This is a genomic window from Cellulosimicrobium sp. CUA-896 (assembly GCF_001942335.1).
In the GTDB taxonomy this organism is placed as follows: Bacteria; Actinomycetota; Actinomycetes; order Actinomycetales; family Cellulomonadaceae; genus Cellulosimicrobium.
This window is the reverse complement of the sequence record NZ_MKKH01000005.1, coordinates 40,065-54,341: the sequence shown is the minus strand read 5'-3', so window position 1 is coordinate 54,341 and position 14,277 is coordinate 40,065. Positions and strand designations below refer to the sequence as shown.

Genomic DNA, 14,277 nt, shown 5'->3' with positions numbered 1-14,277 from the left:
TCGGCGAGCGGACGTCGTCGGACCTGCCACCCGTCCCCCGCCCGACCGAGGAGTCGCCCGTGCCGCCGAAAGCCCCGACCGACCTGCCCACGTCGTCGTGGTCGGCGCCGGGTTCGCCGGGCTCGAGGTCGTCAAGGAGCTCGCCTCCGCGCCGGTGCGCGTGACGCTCGTCGACCGCCGCGTCTACAACACGTTCCAGCCGCTGCTGTACCAGGTCGCGACGGGGGGCCTGAACCCCGGCGACGTGACGTATTTCCTGCGGGGCCTGCGCCTCAAGCAGAAGAACGTGCGGGTCGTGCACGAGCACCTCGTCGGCGTCGACCACGACAACCACCGGATCCGCCTGCTCAACGACGAGTGGGTCGACTACGACTACCTCGTGCTCGCCAACGGCGTGACGACGAACTTCTTCGGCACGCCCGGCGCGAAGGAGCACTCCTTCCCCATGTACTCGCGGTCCCAGGCGATGCGGATCCGCGACACGCTGTTCATCCGTCTCGAGAAGGCGGCGGCGACGCCGGGCACGGACGACGGGCTGCGGGTCGTCGTCGTGGGCGGCGGCGCGACCGGCGTCGAGGTCGCCGGGGCCCTGGCCGAGCTGCGCACCGCGGGGCTGCGGCCGGCGTACCCGGAGATCCACGGCGACGCGTTCGAGGTCAAGATCGTCCAGCGCGGCGCCGAGGTGCTCAAGGCGTTCCACCCGAAGCTGCGGAAGTACGCCGCCGACGAGCTGCGACACCGCCACGTCGGGCTGCACCTCGGGGCCGGCGTCGCCGAGGTCCTGCCCGACGCGGTCGTCCTCACCGACGGCACCCGCATCCGCTCCGACCTCACGGTCTGGTCCGCGGGCGTGCACCCGCACGAGGAGGTCGACGACTGGGGCCTGCCGCGCGGGACCGGGGGACGGGTGGTCGTCGGCGACGATCTCCAGGTCGAGGGCCTTCCCGGGATGTTCGCCGCGGGGGACATCGCGATCTCCCCCGCCGGGCTCCCCCAGCTCGCGCAGCCCGCGATCCAGTCCGGCAAGCAGGTGGCGCGCAACATCCGCGCGCTCGTCGACGGCCGTCCCACCGAGCCGCTGCACTACTTCGACAAGGGCACGATGGCCGTCATCGGCCGGCGGGCGGCGATCGCCGAGGTCGTGGGCAAGATCCGGCTCACGCGCGGCGTCGCGTGGCTGGCCTGGCTGTTCGTCCACATCATGGGGCTCATCGGGCCGCGCAACCGCCTCACGACGCTCGCCGGGCTCGTCACGCGGTACGGCTTCCCGTTCCACCGCCGGCCCATCCCGATCGTCGGGGACGTGCCGACGGTCCGCCCCCCGAAGCGCCGGGGCGCGACGAGATCACCCGGCACCGGCGGGTCCGCTTGACGAGAGGTCCCGTATCCTCGTACGGGCAGGGGCGTCGCAGGGGGTGACGCCGCAGGCAGGGGGCAGCATGCGGGTCGTGGCGCGCAGGGGCGCGGTCGTGATGATGGTGGTCGTCGCCGTCGCCCTCCTCGGGGCGTGCAAGGCGCCCGGGTTCCCCGGTGGGCCGGGCGGTCCGACGGCGAGCCCGACGGACCCGGGCACCGGCGGGCCGACGGATGACCCCACCGGCGGGCCGACGACGGATCCGACCGAGGACCCCACCGACGAGCCCACCGACGAGCCCACGCCCGGCCCCACCGACGGGCCGACCGCCGGGCCCGGCGAGCCCGGGTCGTCCGACGGCGTCGAGGTGAGCGTCACGATCGAGCCCGGCTACTCGATGCCGCACCTCGTCGAGACCTCGCTCAAGCAGGCCCGGCGGGCGCTCGAGCGCGAGGGCGCGCAGACGGTGACCGTCGTCGACGCGCGGCGCGGCGGCGAGGTGCGCGGCGCCGCGAACGGCTGGACGGTGTGCTCGCACGAACCGGCTGCGGGCGACTTCGCCCGCGCGTCGACCCCGGTCGTGCTCGCGGCGGCGCCGAACGCCCGGCAGTGCCGTTGATCGAGCACTGCCGTTGATCCAGCACTGCCGCTGATCCCGCGCCGCCGTTGACGGCGCGTGCCCGGTGAGCTCCCCGTCACCGCGGCCCCTTCTCTCGGCGCCCTCCAGCGCTTACGCTCCAAGCACACGAGTCCTCGCAGCGTCGCGTCTCGTGTGCGACTCGGTCGACCCTCGGCACGACCGGGGACGGCCGGCGGGGGCCACTGCCGAGGAGGATGCGTGAGACCAGGAACGTTCGTCCCGTCTGCAGCCGCCGCGAGCCTCGTGCTCGCCGTGATGACCGCCGCGCCCGTGAGCGCCGCCCCCGGCCCGGTCGGCACCGCCCCCGGTGCCGTCCGCGCCGCCGCCGACCCCCTGCCCCTGGAGGACCTCGTCACCGGCGACGCGGTCCTGGACCGCCTGACCGAGCTCCAGGCGATCGCCGACGCGAACGGCGGCAACCGCGCTCTCGAGACCCCGGGGTACGAGGCGAGCGCCGCGTACGTCGAGCAGGTGCTCACCGACGCCGGGTACGACCCGGAGCGCCAGTACTTCACGTTCGAGGACGTCGTCGTGGACGACCTCTCGCTCACCGCGGCCGGCGTCGAGGTGCCCGGCCCGCTGTACCCCGCCGCGTTCTCCCCGGCGACGCCGGACGAGGGCGCCACCGGCCCGCTCGTGCAGCCCGTGGACGAGCTGCGCCACGGCTGCCTCGCCGAGGACTGGAGCGGCGTCGTCGTGACCGGGGCCGTCGCCCTCGTCAGCCGCGGGTCGTGCGCCTTCGCGCAGAAGGTGCAGGTGGCGGCCGACGCGGGCGCCGCAGCGGTGATCCTGTACAACAACGTCGACGAGCCGCTGAACCCGACGCTCGGTGCGGAGAACGACGCGTGGGTGCCCACCGTCGGCATCTCGCAGGCCGCCGGACAGGAGATCCTCGCCGCGCTCGAGGCCGGCGCGTTCCCCGAGGCGACGTACGACTACCAGTCGCACGTCGAGGAGTTCGAGACGTTCAACGTCCTCGCGCAGACGCCGGGCGGCCGCGAGAACAACCTCGTCATGGCCGGCGCGCACCTCGACAGCGTCGAGGACGGACCGGGCATCAACGACAACGGCTCGGGGTCGATGGCGATCCTGGAGGTCGCCGTGCAGCTCGCCGCCGCCGCCGAGGACGACGGCTGGCCCGACAACGCGGTGCGCTTCGCGTGGTGGGGTGCCGAGGAGGTCGGGCTGGTCGGCTCGACGCACTACGTCGACGACCTCGTCGCGAACGACCCGGAGGCGCTCGAGGACATCGCCACGTACCTGAACTTCGACATGGTCGGCTCGCCGAACTACATCATCGGCGTCTACGACGCGGACGAGTCGACGTACGAGGCGCCGGTCGAGGTCCCGCCCGGCTCGCCCGAGACCGAGGACGTCTTCACCGACTACTTCGACCAGATCGGCCAGCCGTGGGTCGACACGGAGTTCTCGGGGCGCTCGGACTACCAGGCGTTCATCGAGAACGGCGTCCCGCGTCCGGCCTGTTCACGGGGGCGGACGGCTCGAAGACCGCGGAGGAGGTCGCGCTCTTCGGGGGCACGGAGGGCATCTACTACGACCCGAACTACCACTCGCCGCAGGACACGATCGACAACGTCGACCCGACGGCGCTCGACATCATGTCGCGCGCGATCGGGCACGCGGTCGCGTCCCTCGCGGACGACACGCTCGCCGTGAACGGCGTGGCCAACCCCGAGCTCGCCGACCTCACGGCGCAGGCGCGCTGCCTCGGGGGCACGGCCTACGTCGCGGTGCGGGCGACGAACGACGAGACGGTCCGGACCGACGTCCGGATCATCACGCCGTTCGGCGAGCAGAAGTTCGCGGGCGTCACGCCGGGCCGCGCCGCCTACCAGTCGTTCTCGTCGCGCGCGGCGTCGATCGAGGCGGGCACCGTGACGGTGCGGGGCTACACCTGGAACGACGGCGACCCGCGGTACCACGCGTACGAGGTGCCGTACGAGGGCATCGCCTGCGGCTGACGCGTCGCGCACGACGGCGGCCGGGCACCCGTGCGGGCCCGGCCGCCGTCCGCGCGCGGTGCGCCGGCGCGCCGCGCGCGGACGGTGCGCGGACGGTGCGTCCCGCTCAGCGCAGCGCGTCGAGGACCGGGGTGTCCCCGGCGGTGAAGCGCAGGAACCGCCCGGCGGTGCCCGGCGTGCGCAGCACCTCGGCCGCGACCATCGCGACGTCGGCCCGCGACACGCGCGACGCCTCCCCCGTGGGCATGTCGTCCTGCTCGCCGAGCACGGTGATCGCGCCGGTCGGGTCGTCGTCGGTCAGGGTGCCCGGGCCGAGGATCGTCCACGCCAGGTCGGTGGCGCGCAGGTGGTCGTCGGCGGCGAGCTTGGCGTCGGCGTACGGGAAGAATGCGGCGTCCTCGGGGATCCCGTGGTCGGGCACCGACCCGATCCACGACACCATGACGTACCGGTCCACGCCCGCCGCCCGGGCGGCGTCCATCGAGCGGATCGCGGCGTCGCGGTCGACGGCGTAGGTGCGGTCCGGGTTCCCGCCGCCCGCGCCGGCCGCCCACACGACGCGTCGGCGCCCCGCAGCGCCTCGGTGATCTCCTCGGTCGACGCGTGCTCGACGTCGAGCAGCACGGGCTCGCCGCCGACCTCGCGGACGAACGGCTCCTGCTCGTCCTTGCGGACGAGGCCGCGCACCTCGACGTCCCGGTCGACGAGGACGGGCAGGAGCAGGCGCGCGACCTTCCCGTGCGCTCCGATGACGGCGACCTTCATGGGGTGTCCTCTCGCTCGGGGGCCGGTCAGGCTCCACCGTCGCGCGTCCGCGCGGGCGCCGCCAGTCGACGCCCGCCCGAGGACCCGGTGGACGGGCCGGGCGTCAGCCGACCGGCGCCGGGCGCGGGTCCGGGGCGTGGATCCCCCGCGGGGTCCAGCCGAGCGCACCGGCGCGGCCGAGGAGGTCCGCGGCGTACCAGGCGGTGGCGAGCCACATCTCGGTGCCCTGGAGGCTCGGCACGCCCTCCGGGACGCGCGAGGCCGTGCCGCCCGGCGACGTCCGCGGGCCCGCCGGGGCGAACGCCAGCCCGTCGGGGGTCCAGCGGTCGAGGACGCCGTCGAGGACGGTCCGCGCGACGTCGGTCACGTCGTCGGTGCGGTAGCCCTCGGCCCCGCAGCGGCGCGCCCAGCGCAGCAGGTGGACGACGTCGAGCGCGTCGCACGCCGTGACGCGGGCGTCGTCGAGCACGCCCGAGGCGGCGTGCCGCAGCACCGTGTCGGTGAGCTCGCGCCCGAGGCCGAGCGGCGTGCCCCACTGCGCGAACGTGCCGCGGACGAGGCGGTACGTGCCGTTCACCGGCTCGCGCCACCCGTCGCCCGCGTGCGGCGCGCCCCACAGCCCGGTCACGGGGTCGCGGTGCTCGACGAGCCAGCCGACGAGCGCCTCGCGCGCGCCCTCGGGCACGGGGGTGGCGGCCTCGCGCGCCCACGTGAGCGCCGTCCCGACGGTGTCGACCGTCGCCCCGGCACCCCACGCGTTCGTGCGCCACGGCAGCGCGGCGAGCCGGGCGGCGACCTCGCCCGCCGCCGCGCCGACACCCGGCACGGCGGGCAGCGCCGCGCCGAGCAGGTCCAGCGCGTACCCGACGCACAGCACGTGGTACCCCTCCGGGTCGGCCGGCCACGCGTCGTCGGGCACCGGGCGCCGCGCGTCACCGGACGTCGCGCCGACGGGCTCGGCCGGCGCCGCACCGAGCTCCGGGGCGAGTCCCGTCGGACCGACCAGGCCCGCGAGGCGTGCGACGTGCTCGTCGCGCGACAGGCAGGCGGGCACGCCGCCCGCGAGCGCCGCGAGCTCGACGGCGTCGCAGTGCGCGCGGACGGTCGGCGGGGCGCCGGGGGCGTCGCGGTACCGCTCGCCGTCGGACGCGCGCTCGACGAGCCCGGGGATCGCGGCGACGACGTCCGCGGCGAACCGCTCGAGCCGACGGGCGCGGTCGGCGTCCGGGTCCGGTCGCCGCGGGACCTCGCGCGACGCCGGGCGCTCGCCGGTGCGGCGGTCGCGGACGACACGCGCCGGGTTGCCGACGGCGACCGCGTACGCCGGGACGTCGCGCGTGACGACGGCGCCCGCCCCGATCACGGCGTGCGAGCCGACGGTGACGCCGTCGAGCACGACGACGTGGGCGCCGATCCACACGTCGTCGCCGATCGTGATGCCGCGCGAGGTGAGGCCCTGGCGGTGGACGGGGACGTCGACGCGGTCGAACGCGTGGTCGAACCCGAGGATGCTCGTGCGGCTGCCGATGCGCACGCCGTCGCCGATGGTCACGCGCCCGCGCACGGCGGCGGCGACGTTGACCGAGCAGTCGGCGCCGATCTCGACGTCGTCCGTGACGTGCGCGTGGGCGGCGACGTAGCTGCGGTCGCCGAGCGCGAAGGTGTCGGCGTCGACCTCCGCGAGCGCCGAGACGACGCACCCCTCCCCGACCGCGTGGCCGTCGGCGCGCAGGGCGGCGACGCGCTCGTCGTTCGCCTCGCGCTGCTCGGGCGAGGCGGAGTCGTCGAACGTCCAGGGCGAGAAGTCGGGTGTCAGGGGGCCGGGCACGCGCCCCACTGTCGCACGGGCTCACCTGCGGCCCAGGTGCCACCGGCCCGTCCCGGCGAAAGCGAACCGAAACGGTCACGGCCGCGAGGTAGAGGGAATCCGGCGAGGTCGAGGGCGATCGCCCTCTACCTCGCGTCGTTCCCTCTACCTCGCGGAGGGCACCGAGCCGGTCAGACGTCGGTCGTGGCGGCCTGGCCCGCGAGCCAGCCGACGAGCCGGTCCGGCCGGTCGGTGATGATGCCGTCGACGCCGAGGCGCACGGCGGCGTCCCAGTGCTCCGGCTCGTCGAGCGTCCACACCATGACCTGCAGGCCGGCGGCGTGAAGCCGCTCGACGAGGTCGGGCTGCTGGACGAGCAGCGTGCCGACCGGGTTGCACGTCATGACGCCGAGCGCGGCGCAGCGCTCGAGCAGGTCGTCACCGGCCTCGAGGACCAGCAGGCCGCGGCGCAGCTCCGGGGCCGCCTCGGCCAGCGCGGCGACCGTCTCGGGCCAGAAGCTCTGCCCGATCACGCGGTCGACGAGCCCGGCCGCGCGCAGCGGCTCGGTGACCGCGCGGACCTGGTCCGTGGTCCACGACCGCTTGACCTCGAGCAGCAGCTCGATGCCGGGGCGGGACAGCAGGAGGTCGACCACCTCGCGAACGTCGGCACGCGCTGGCCGACGAAGGCCGGGGAGAACCACGAGCCCGCGTCGAGCGCCCGCACGTCCGCGAGGCGCAGGCCCGCGAGCGCGCCCGTGCCGTCCGTCGTGGCGTCGACGGTGTCGTCGTGGATGACGACGACCTGGCCGTCGGCGGTGAGCTGCACGTCGAGCTCGATGCTGCCCGCGCCGCCGCGCCACGCCGCCTCGAACGCGGCGAGCGTGTTCTGCGGCGCGACCGCGCTGTTGCCCCGGTGCGCCACGACGAGCGGCGTGCCGGGCCGGCGCGCGGCCGAGGTGTCGACGGTGGTCACAGGTAGGGCTCCACGTTCTCCTCGTACGCCCGCTCGATCTGCGGGGCGACGGACTCGAACGCCGTCGCCGGGTCGGTGCCCTCGATGACGATCTGCTCGATCGCGTCGTTGAGCAGCGCGTCGGCACCGGGGACGAACACCCGGACATCGTCCTGGATCCGCGCCTTGTCGGCGAGCTGGTCGACCGCGGTGCGGAACTGGGGCGTCTGCTCGTAGATCGTCGTCATCGTGTCGCTCTCGACCGCGGAGGTGCGCACGGGCATGTACCCGGTGCCCTGCGAGAAGGTCGCCGTGTTCTCCGTGCTGGTGAGGAACTCGAGGAACATCGCCGCGGCGAGCTGCTCCTCGGGCGTGCTGGACGAGGAGATCGCGACGCCGGTGCCACCGGTCGGCGTGCCGCCGCCCGCGGGGCCGTCGGGGAGGTACGCCGTGCCGACCTCGAACGACGCGGCGTCGAGCGCGCCCTTGAGCGAGCCGGTCGAGCCGATCGTCGAGGCGATGAGGCCGGACGCGAAGTCGGCCATCGCGTCGTCCGCGGAGAGCGTCGCGACGCCGGACTCGTGGAACAGGTCGTGGAGGAACTGGCCGCCCGCGAGCGACTCCTCGGTGTCGAGGGTGAGGTCGAAGCCGTCGGAGTACGCCCCGCCCTGGGCCCAGATCATGTTCTCGAACCACCACGCGCCCCACGACGGGCCGGTGGACAGGCCGAAGGTCGAGCCGCCCTCGGGCACCTGGGCGCTCAGGGACGCGTTCCACTCCTCGAGCTCGGCCCACGTCTCGGGCCCGCGGTCCGGGAGGCCGGCGGCGGTCCACATGTCCTTGTTGTAGTAGAACAACGGCGTCGACCGCGCGTAGGGCACGGCCCAGTGCTGGCCCTCGTACTCGTAGTCGGCGTAGAGCGCGGGCTGGAAGTCGTCCGCGTCGGCGTCGAGGTGCTCCATGACGTCGTCGAGCGGCATGATCTGGTCGTTCAGGTGGTACCGGAACCACCAGACGTCGGACGCGATGACGAGGTCGGGCATCTCGTCGGTCTGCGAGGCCGCCTGGAAGCGCTGGGCCACCTCGTCGTAGTTGGCGCCCGCGGTGACGAGCTCGACGCTGATGTCCGTCTCGGCCTCGAAGGCGTCGATGACCTGCTGCTCGATCTCCTGCGACTGGCCGGGGTGGTTGCTCCACCACGTGATCTCGGACGCCGGCTCGACGGACGACCAGTCGACGGCCTCCTCGGTGGCCTCCTCGGCGTCGCCGGACGAGCCGACGCTCGGGCCCGCGCAGGCGGTGACGGTGAGCGCGGCGACGGCCGTCAGCGCGGCGGCGGCGGTCCGGCGAGAGGCGCGCCGGGTGGGACGGTGGGACACGGGTGCTCCTTCGGGTCGTGCACCAGGGTCGGTGCGCGTTTCGTGGTGCTCGGGGTCCGAGCGGGGGTGCGCCCGACGTCGCCGGGCGCGGGTCTGAGGGCCTCAGCCGGGTGGGCGTCGGCCGGCACGGGTCAGCCGGTGACGGCTCCCGCGGTGAGGCCGGCGACGAGCCGGCGCTGCAGGACGAGGAAGACGAGCAGGATCGGCAGGGTCACGACGACGGTCGCGGCGAGCAGCACGCCCCAGTTCGTCATGCCGTCGATGTTCTGCAGCAGCGTGAGGCCGACGGGCAGCGTCATCTTGTCGGGGTTGTCCACGACGAGGAACGGCCACAGGTAGTCGTTCCACTCGGTGACGACGGACACGAGCGCGACCGCCGCGACCGTCGGCGTGCTCATCGGCACGACGAACCGCCACAGCGCGCGCCAGTGACCGGCGCCGTCGAGCTCCGCCGCCTCGAGGATCGACCGCGGCAGGGTGAGGAAGTGCTGCCGGAACAGGAACGTGCCGAACGCGCTCGCGAGGCCGGGCACGAGGATCCCCTGGTAGGTGTTGAGCCAGCCGAGGCTCGCGACGAGGGTGTAGTTGGGGATGATCGTGATCTGCGGCGGGATCATCAGCGTCGCGATGACGAGCCCGAACACCGCCTTCTTGAACGGGAAGTCGAGGAACACGAGCGCGTAGGCGCAGCACAGGCCGAGCACGACCTTGAGGCTTGCGCCGACGATCGTCAGCCCGACGCTGTTCGCGAGCAGCCGCCCGAGCGGGACCGACTGCGCGGCCTGCGCGTAGTTGTCGAGGTTCGCCTGGCCGGGCAGCCACTGGAGCGGGAGCTGGTAGAGCTCGTCCGGCGACTTGAGGCTCGCGAGGAGCATCCACACGAGCGGCAGGCCGAGCACGACGGTCGCGAGGGCCATGGTCAGGTAGCTGCCGACGGGCAGCCGGCGCGGACGGCGGGGCGTGACGACGCTCATGAGTAGTGGACCTTCCGCTGGACGAACCGCATCTGCACCGCCGTCACCACGAGCAGCACGAGGAACAGGACCGTGGCGACGGCGGACGCGTAGCCCGCGCGGCCGTTGACGAAGCTCTCCTCGTAGATCGAGTACATGAGCGTCGTCGTGGAGCCGAGCGGGCCGCCCTGCGTCATCGCCTTGATGATGTCGAAGGACTGCAGCGAGCTGAGCAGCATCGTCACGAGGAGGAAGAACGTCGTCGGCGTCAGCAGCGGCAGCACGATCGAGCGCAGCGTGCGGGCCGACGACGCGCCGTCGAGCGCGGCCGCGTCCTTGAGGTCCTTCGGCACGGCCTGGAGCCCGGCGAGGTAGATGAGCGCGACGTACCCGAGGTTCTTCCACAGGTAGACGACGATCACCATGACGAGCGGCCAGGGGCGCTGCGTGTACCACTGCGGGGACGCCACGCCCACGAACCCGAGCAGCTCCTGGACGAGCCCGTAGCGCGGGTCGAACATGAACAGCCACAGGATCCCGACGGCGAAGCCCGAGAGCACGTACGGCGCGAACGCGACCGTGCGGGCGAAGCCGCGGCCCACGAGCCTGCGGTCGAGCAGCAGCGCGAGGCCCAGGCCGAGGAACATCGCCCCGCCGACGGTCGCGACCGTGAAGACGAGCGTGGCCGTGACCACGGTCGGGGTGCTCGGCGCCGTGAACCACTCGACGTAGTTGCCGAGCCCGATCGAGCGGGCGACGGGCGAGCGAGGTTCCACTGGAGCGTGGACAGGTAGAAGCTCTCCAGCAGCGGCCGGTACACGAAGACGAGCAGCAGCGCGACGTTCGGGCCGCCGAGCAGCAGCGCCCAGAGGATCGCGCTGCGGCGCCGGCGGGCGCCGAGACGGCTCCGGCGCGCCGGAGGTCCCGAGGAGGGGCGCGCGGGGCGCGCCTCGGGGACCGGGAGGTCCTGCGCTCGAGGCGCACGGGGGGTATCGACAGTGGTCACAGCGATGTTCCGCTCACACGGGGACGGGTCGTCGGCCGGTCGGCCTCGACCATCTTGGAGGGGGTGAAGGGCGGTTCGTGGGGGTTCGTCCCCGCGATCGCGCACAGTTCCGGAAGCGTTCATCCGGCGGCACCCGATGCGTCATCTGGGCCGGGCCGGTTCACCGGGACGCCACGATCCGCGGGCCGTCACCGCAGGTCACGGCGCGATCACGGTGCGAGCACGGCGTCGCGCGCACCGACCTGCGCGCGCCTCGGGCAGACTGTGCGCGTGCCGTTCGCCGTCCTCGACCTCGAGACGACCGGGTTCTCCCCACGCCTCGGCGACCGGGTCGCGGAGGTCGCCGTCGTGCTGGTCGACGACGCGGGCCGCGTCGAGGACGAGTGGTGCACCCTCGTGAACCCGGAGCGCGACCTCGGGCCGCAACGGGTCCACGGCATCGCGGCGGCGGACGTCGCGCTCGCACCGACCTTCGACCGCGTCGCCCCGGAGCTCCTGCGCCTCCTCGCGGGACGGGTCCTCGTCGCCCACAACGCGGCCTTCGACACGCGGTTCCTGCGCGCCGAGCTCGGCCGTGCGGGCGTCGCCGCCGCGATCGACCCGCTCGCCTGCCTGTGCACGCAGCAGCTCGCCGGCCGCCACCTCGACGGGCCGCGCGGCCTCGCCGCGTGCTGCGCCGCGGTCGGCGTGGTGCACGACGGCGTCCACTCGGCCCTGGGCGACGCGCGCGCCACCGCCGGGCTGCTCGGGCACCTCCTCGCCGTCGGCGCCGACGACGAGTGCTGGGACGTCGCGCGCGCCGCGGCCGACGGGGTGCGGTGGGCGCTGCCCGCGGGCGGCTCCGTCGAGCCGGTCGAGCGCGGCGCGAGCCGTCGGCACGGGCACTGGCTCGCCGCGCTCGACGCGGGCACGGCGTCACCGCTCGACGGACCGCGGCGGCACCCGCGGGACGGCCGACCGCGAGATGACGTCGCGGACCCGGGCGCCGAGTACCTCGCCCTGCTCGACCTGGCGCTGCTCGACCGGCACGTGTCCCACACCGAGCGCGCCTCGCTGCTCGACGTCGCGCGACGCGGAGGCCTCGCGCGGGCCGACGTCGAGCGCCTGCACCGCGACCACCTCGCCGTCCTCGCGCGCGAGGCCCTGGACGCCCTCGACGTCCGCGCCGTGGCCGGCGACGCCCGTCCCGCTCCCGCGGTGGGGCGCGGCACGGCAGGCACGGCCGCCGGGCCGGAGGCGCTCGCCGCGGACCCGGAGCTCCACGAGGTCGCCGGTCAGCTGGGCCTCGACGCCGACGACGTCGCGGACGCGGTCGAGGCCGCGCTCGGGGCGCGGCTCGTGGACGAGGCCGCCGCCGGCGCCGTCGTCGGGCGCCGCGACCGGTTCGCGCTCGCCACGGCGACGAGGTGGTGCTGACTGGCGAGATGCGGCGCAGCCGCCCGGCGTGGGAGGACACGGCCCGCCGCGCGGGCCTCGTGCCGTGGGCGAACGTGACCCGCCGGACCCGGCTGCTCGTCGCGGCCGACCCGGACTCGCTGTCGACCAAGGCGCGGACCGCGCGGCGCTACGGCGTCCCGGTCGTCACCGAGGACGGGTTCGAGCGCCTGCTCGCGGCCACGGATCGCGCTCGCGCCGACCGTGCCGCGGTCGACGCCGGGGGCGGCGCGCTGTCCGCGTGACCCTCGACCTGCCCTCGGGCCTCGCCGCCGAGCGTGGATCCTCCGGTGACGGGTGGGCTCTACCGGCAGGTCGGTACCGCTAGCCCGTCGTCGTGAACCGGTAGACCGACTGGACCGCCCCCGCACCGAGCACGCGCGACTCGACGAGCTCGGCGGGTATCGGCGCCGGGACGGGGCCGAACAGCGGGATGCCGTCTCCGACGAGCACCGGCACGCGCGTGATGACGATGTCCGAGAGCAGTCCCGCGGACAGGAATCCCTGCACGGTGCGGCCGCCGTCGACGTACGCGCGGGCGACGCCCGCCTCCGCCAGCGCGGTCTGGAGAGCGGGGACGTCCGGGTGGACCGTCACGGCGGACTCCCCCAGGCGCGGCCGCGGGCCCGACGGCAGGGTCTGCGAGAGGACGTGCACCGGCGTCGTGCCGTAGAACCCCGGTCCGGACGCGCTGATCACCTCGTAGCTCCGGCGGCCCATGACGACCGCGTCCACCGAGCCGAAGAAGTCGTCGTACCCGGTCTCGCCCAGCACGTCGTCGAACGCCACGAGCCAGCCGATGTCGTCGTCCGGGCCGGCGATGAAACCGTCGATGCTGCACCCGAGGAACGCGTGGAAGGTCGCCATGGCCGCCACCGTAGGGCGGCGCACCGACACGCAATGGACGACACCAGCGATGGTCACGCCCCCGCCGGCCGGGCAGGCTGGCCCCATGAGCCCGGACGCACCCGTCGACGTCGACTCCGTCCTCGACGAGCTCTACGCGCTACCCCTCGAGCAGTTCGTCGTGGCGCGGGGCGCCGCGTCGAAGCGCATCAAGGCGTCGGGCGACGCGGTCGGCGCGGAGCGCGTGGCACGCCTGGCGAAGCCGACCGTCGCGGCGTGGGTCGTCAACCAGGTCGCGCGCGAGCACCCCGAGGAGGTCGCGGCGCTCATCGCCCTCGGGGACGAGCTGCGGGACGCGACGGAGGACCGGGACCGCGCGCGGCTCACCGTGCTCGACCGCCTGCGGCGCGAGCGGATCGAGTCGCTGGTCGGTGCCGTCCGGGACGCGGGCGAGGTCGCCGGCCGGGGCGTGTCCGCGAGCGCCGTCGACCGTCTCGCGGAGACGCTCACCGCCGCCGTGATGGACCCCGACGCCGGGGCGGCCGTGCGCGCGGGACGGCTGGGACAGGCCCTGCAGCACGTGGGTTTCGGGCTCGTCGACGAGGGGGGCGAGCCCGCTGACGTCGTCGAGCTCCGGGCGGCCGGGGCGTCGGCCGAGGACGGCGGCGCCGCGGAGCGCGCCGGTGGGAAGCGGTCGTCGTCGCGCCGCCCCGGCTCCGGCACGGACGCCGGCCCGAAGACGGACGAGGACGGCGCGCTCGCCGCGGCGGAGCGCGAGGTCGAGAGGACCGCGGCGGAGGTCGACCGGCTCGAGGCGGCCCGCGACGAGGCGGACGGTCGCGCGCGCGAGGCGAGCGACGCCGTCGGGCAGGTTGAGGAGGACCTGGGGCGGGTCGAGGACGAGCTGGCCCGGCTCGCGGACGAGCGCGACACGCTGCGTGCCCGGCTCAACGCCGCACGGTCGGAGCGGGACGAGGCGCAGGACGCGCTCGACGCCGCCGACGAGGCGCTGGAGGCGGCCGAGGAGCGCGCGAGCGCGGCGCGCAAGGCCCGCAGGGCGGCACGGCGGCCTCCCGCTGAGCAGGAGGTTCGTCGTGCGCGAACGTGGGATTGAGCGGGGACGGCTCAAGGTTGAGTAGGTCAGGACGCCGCGGGA

Annotated in this window: 13 protein-coding genes and 2 pseudogenes; 7 read left to right on the top strand and 8 right to left on the bottom strand. The window is 74.8% G+C overall.

Features of this window, described 5'->3' with window-relative positions:
• Window positions 1-97: 97 nt before the first annotated feature.
• The 4 genes from BJF88_RS02135 to BJF88_RS20935 all read left to right on the top strand — a co-directional run bounded on the left by BJF88_RS02135 (window position 98) and on the right by BJF88_RS20935 (window position 3,976).
• The gene (locus tag BJF88_RS02135; protein ID WP_075827581.1) at window positions 98-1,372 is read left to right on the top strand and encodes an NAD(P)/FAD-dependent oxidoreductase; all 1,275 of its coding nucleotides are present in this window, start codon (window positions 98-100) and stop codon (window positions 1,370-1,372) included.
• Between the two features lie 76 nt (window positions 1,373-1,448).
• Window positions 1,449-1,973: a PT domain-containing protein gene (locus tag BJF88_RS18785; protein WP_139315867.1), complete on the top strand. Its 525-nt coding sequence runs from the start codon at window positions 1,449-1,451 to the stop codon at window positions 1,971-1,973.
• Window positions 1,974-2,192: 219 nt separating this feature from the next.
• Window positions 2,193-3,671 (top strand): M28 family peptidase, encoded by a 1,479-nt coding sequence (locus tag BJF88_RS02125; protein WP_255371676.1) that lies wholly within the window; start codon window positions 2,193-2,195, stop codon window positions 3,669-3,671.
• The gene (locus tag BJF88_RS20935) at window positions 3,614-3,976 is read left to right on the top strand and encodes a hypothetical protein (RefSeq protein ID WP_075827578.1); all 363 of its coding nucleotides are present in this window, start codon (window positions 3,614-3,616) and stop codon (window positions 3,974-3,976) included. Before BJF88_RS02125 ends, BJF88_RS20935 begins: the two co-directional genes overlap by 58 nt.
• A 106-nt stretch (window positions 3,977-4,082) precedes the next feature.
• Here BJF88_RS20935 and BJF88_RS02115 read toward each other — a convergent pair.
• From BJF88_RS02115 to BJF88_RS02090, 7 genes and pseudogenes are all read right to left on the bottom strand, one after another.
• Window positions 4,083-4,741: pseudogene (locus tag BJF88_RS02115) on the bottom strand (SDR family oxidoreductase).
• Window positions 4,742-4,844: 103 nt separating this feature from the next.
• Window positions 4,845-6,569 carry a DapH/DapD/GlmU-related protein gene (locus BJF88_RS02110; protein WP_187346183.1) on the bottom strand — a complete coding sequence of 575 codons (1,725 nt, stop codon included), beginning with the start codon at window positions 6,567-6,569 and terminating at the stop codon, window positions 4,845-4,847.
• A gap of 170 nt (window positions 6,570-6,739) precedes the next feature.
• Entirely contained in the window at window positions 6,740-7,081 is a 342-nt protein-coding gene (locus BJF88_RS20930; protein ID WP_255371684.1) for a glycerophosphodiester phosphodiesterase family protein, read from the bottom strand.
• A complete protein-coding gene (locus BJF88_RS20925) occupies window positions 7,078-7,524 on the bottom strand; it encodes a glycerophosphodiester phosphodiesterase family protein (protein ID WP_255371675.1) in 447 nt (148 codons plus the stop codon). Before BJF88_RS20925 ends, BJF88_RS20930 begins: the two co-directional genes overlap by 4 nt.
• A complete protein-coding gene (locus BJF88_RS02100) occupies window positions 7,521-8,882 on the bottom strand; it encodes an ABC transporter substrate-binding protein (RefSeq protein ID WP_075827576.1) in 1,362 nt (453 codons plus the stop codon). The genes BJF88_RS20925 and BJF88_RS02100 overlap by 4 nt, the downstream gene beginning before the upstream one ends.
• A 131-nt stretch (window positions 8,883-9,013) precedes the next feature.
• The gene (locus BJF88_RS02095; RefSeq protein WP_075827575.1) at window positions 9,014-9,856 is read right to left on the bottom strand and encodes a carbohydrate ABC transporter permease; all 843 of its coding nucleotides are present in this window, start codon (window positions 9,854-9,856) and stop codon (window positions 9,014-9,016) included.
• Window positions 9,853-10,841, bottom strand: a pseudogene (locus tag BJF88_RS02090) (carbohydrate ABC transporter permease). Before BJF88_RS02090 ends, BJF88_RS02095 begins: the two are co-directional and overlap by 4 nt.
• 270 nt (window positions 10,842-11,111) lie before the next feature.
• Between BJF88_RS02090 and BJF88_RS19395 the strand changes: the two are divergent.
• A complete protein-coding gene (locus BJF88_RS19395) occupies window positions 11,112-12,257 on the top strand; it encodes a 3'-5' exonuclease (RefSeq protein WP_158068865.1) in 1,146 nt (381 codons plus the stop codon).
• Window positions 12,248-12,520 carry a hypothetical protein gene (locus BJF88_RS02080; RefSeq protein WP_075827573.1) on the top strand — a complete coding sequence of 91 codons (273 nt, stop codon included), beginning with the start codon at window positions 12,248-12,250 and terminating at the stop codon, window positions 12,518-12,520. Before BJF88_RS19395 ends, BJF88_RS02080 begins: the two co-directional genes overlap by 10 nt.
• Before the next feature lie 79 nt (window positions 12,521-12,599).
• Here BJF88_RS02080 and BJF88_RS02075 read toward each other — a convergent pair whose 3' ends face one another.
• The gene (locus BJF88_RS02075; protein ID WP_075827612.1) at window positions 12,600-13,142 is read right to left on the bottom strand and encodes a dihydrofolate reductase family protein; all 543 of its coding nucleotides are present in this window, start codon (window positions 13,140-13,142) and stop codon (window positions 12,600-12,602) included.
• 85 nt (window positions 13,143-13,227) lie between these two features.
• On the opposite strand from BJF88_RS02075, the gene BJF88_RS02070 reads away from it, so the two are divergent.
• Window positions 13,228-14,235, top strand: coding sequence for a hypothetical protein (locus tag BJF88_RS02070; RefSeq protein WP_075827611.1), 1,008 nt, complete (start codon window positions 13,228-13,230; stop codon window positions 14,233-14,235).
• Window positions 14,236-14,277 lie beyond the last annotated feature (42 nt).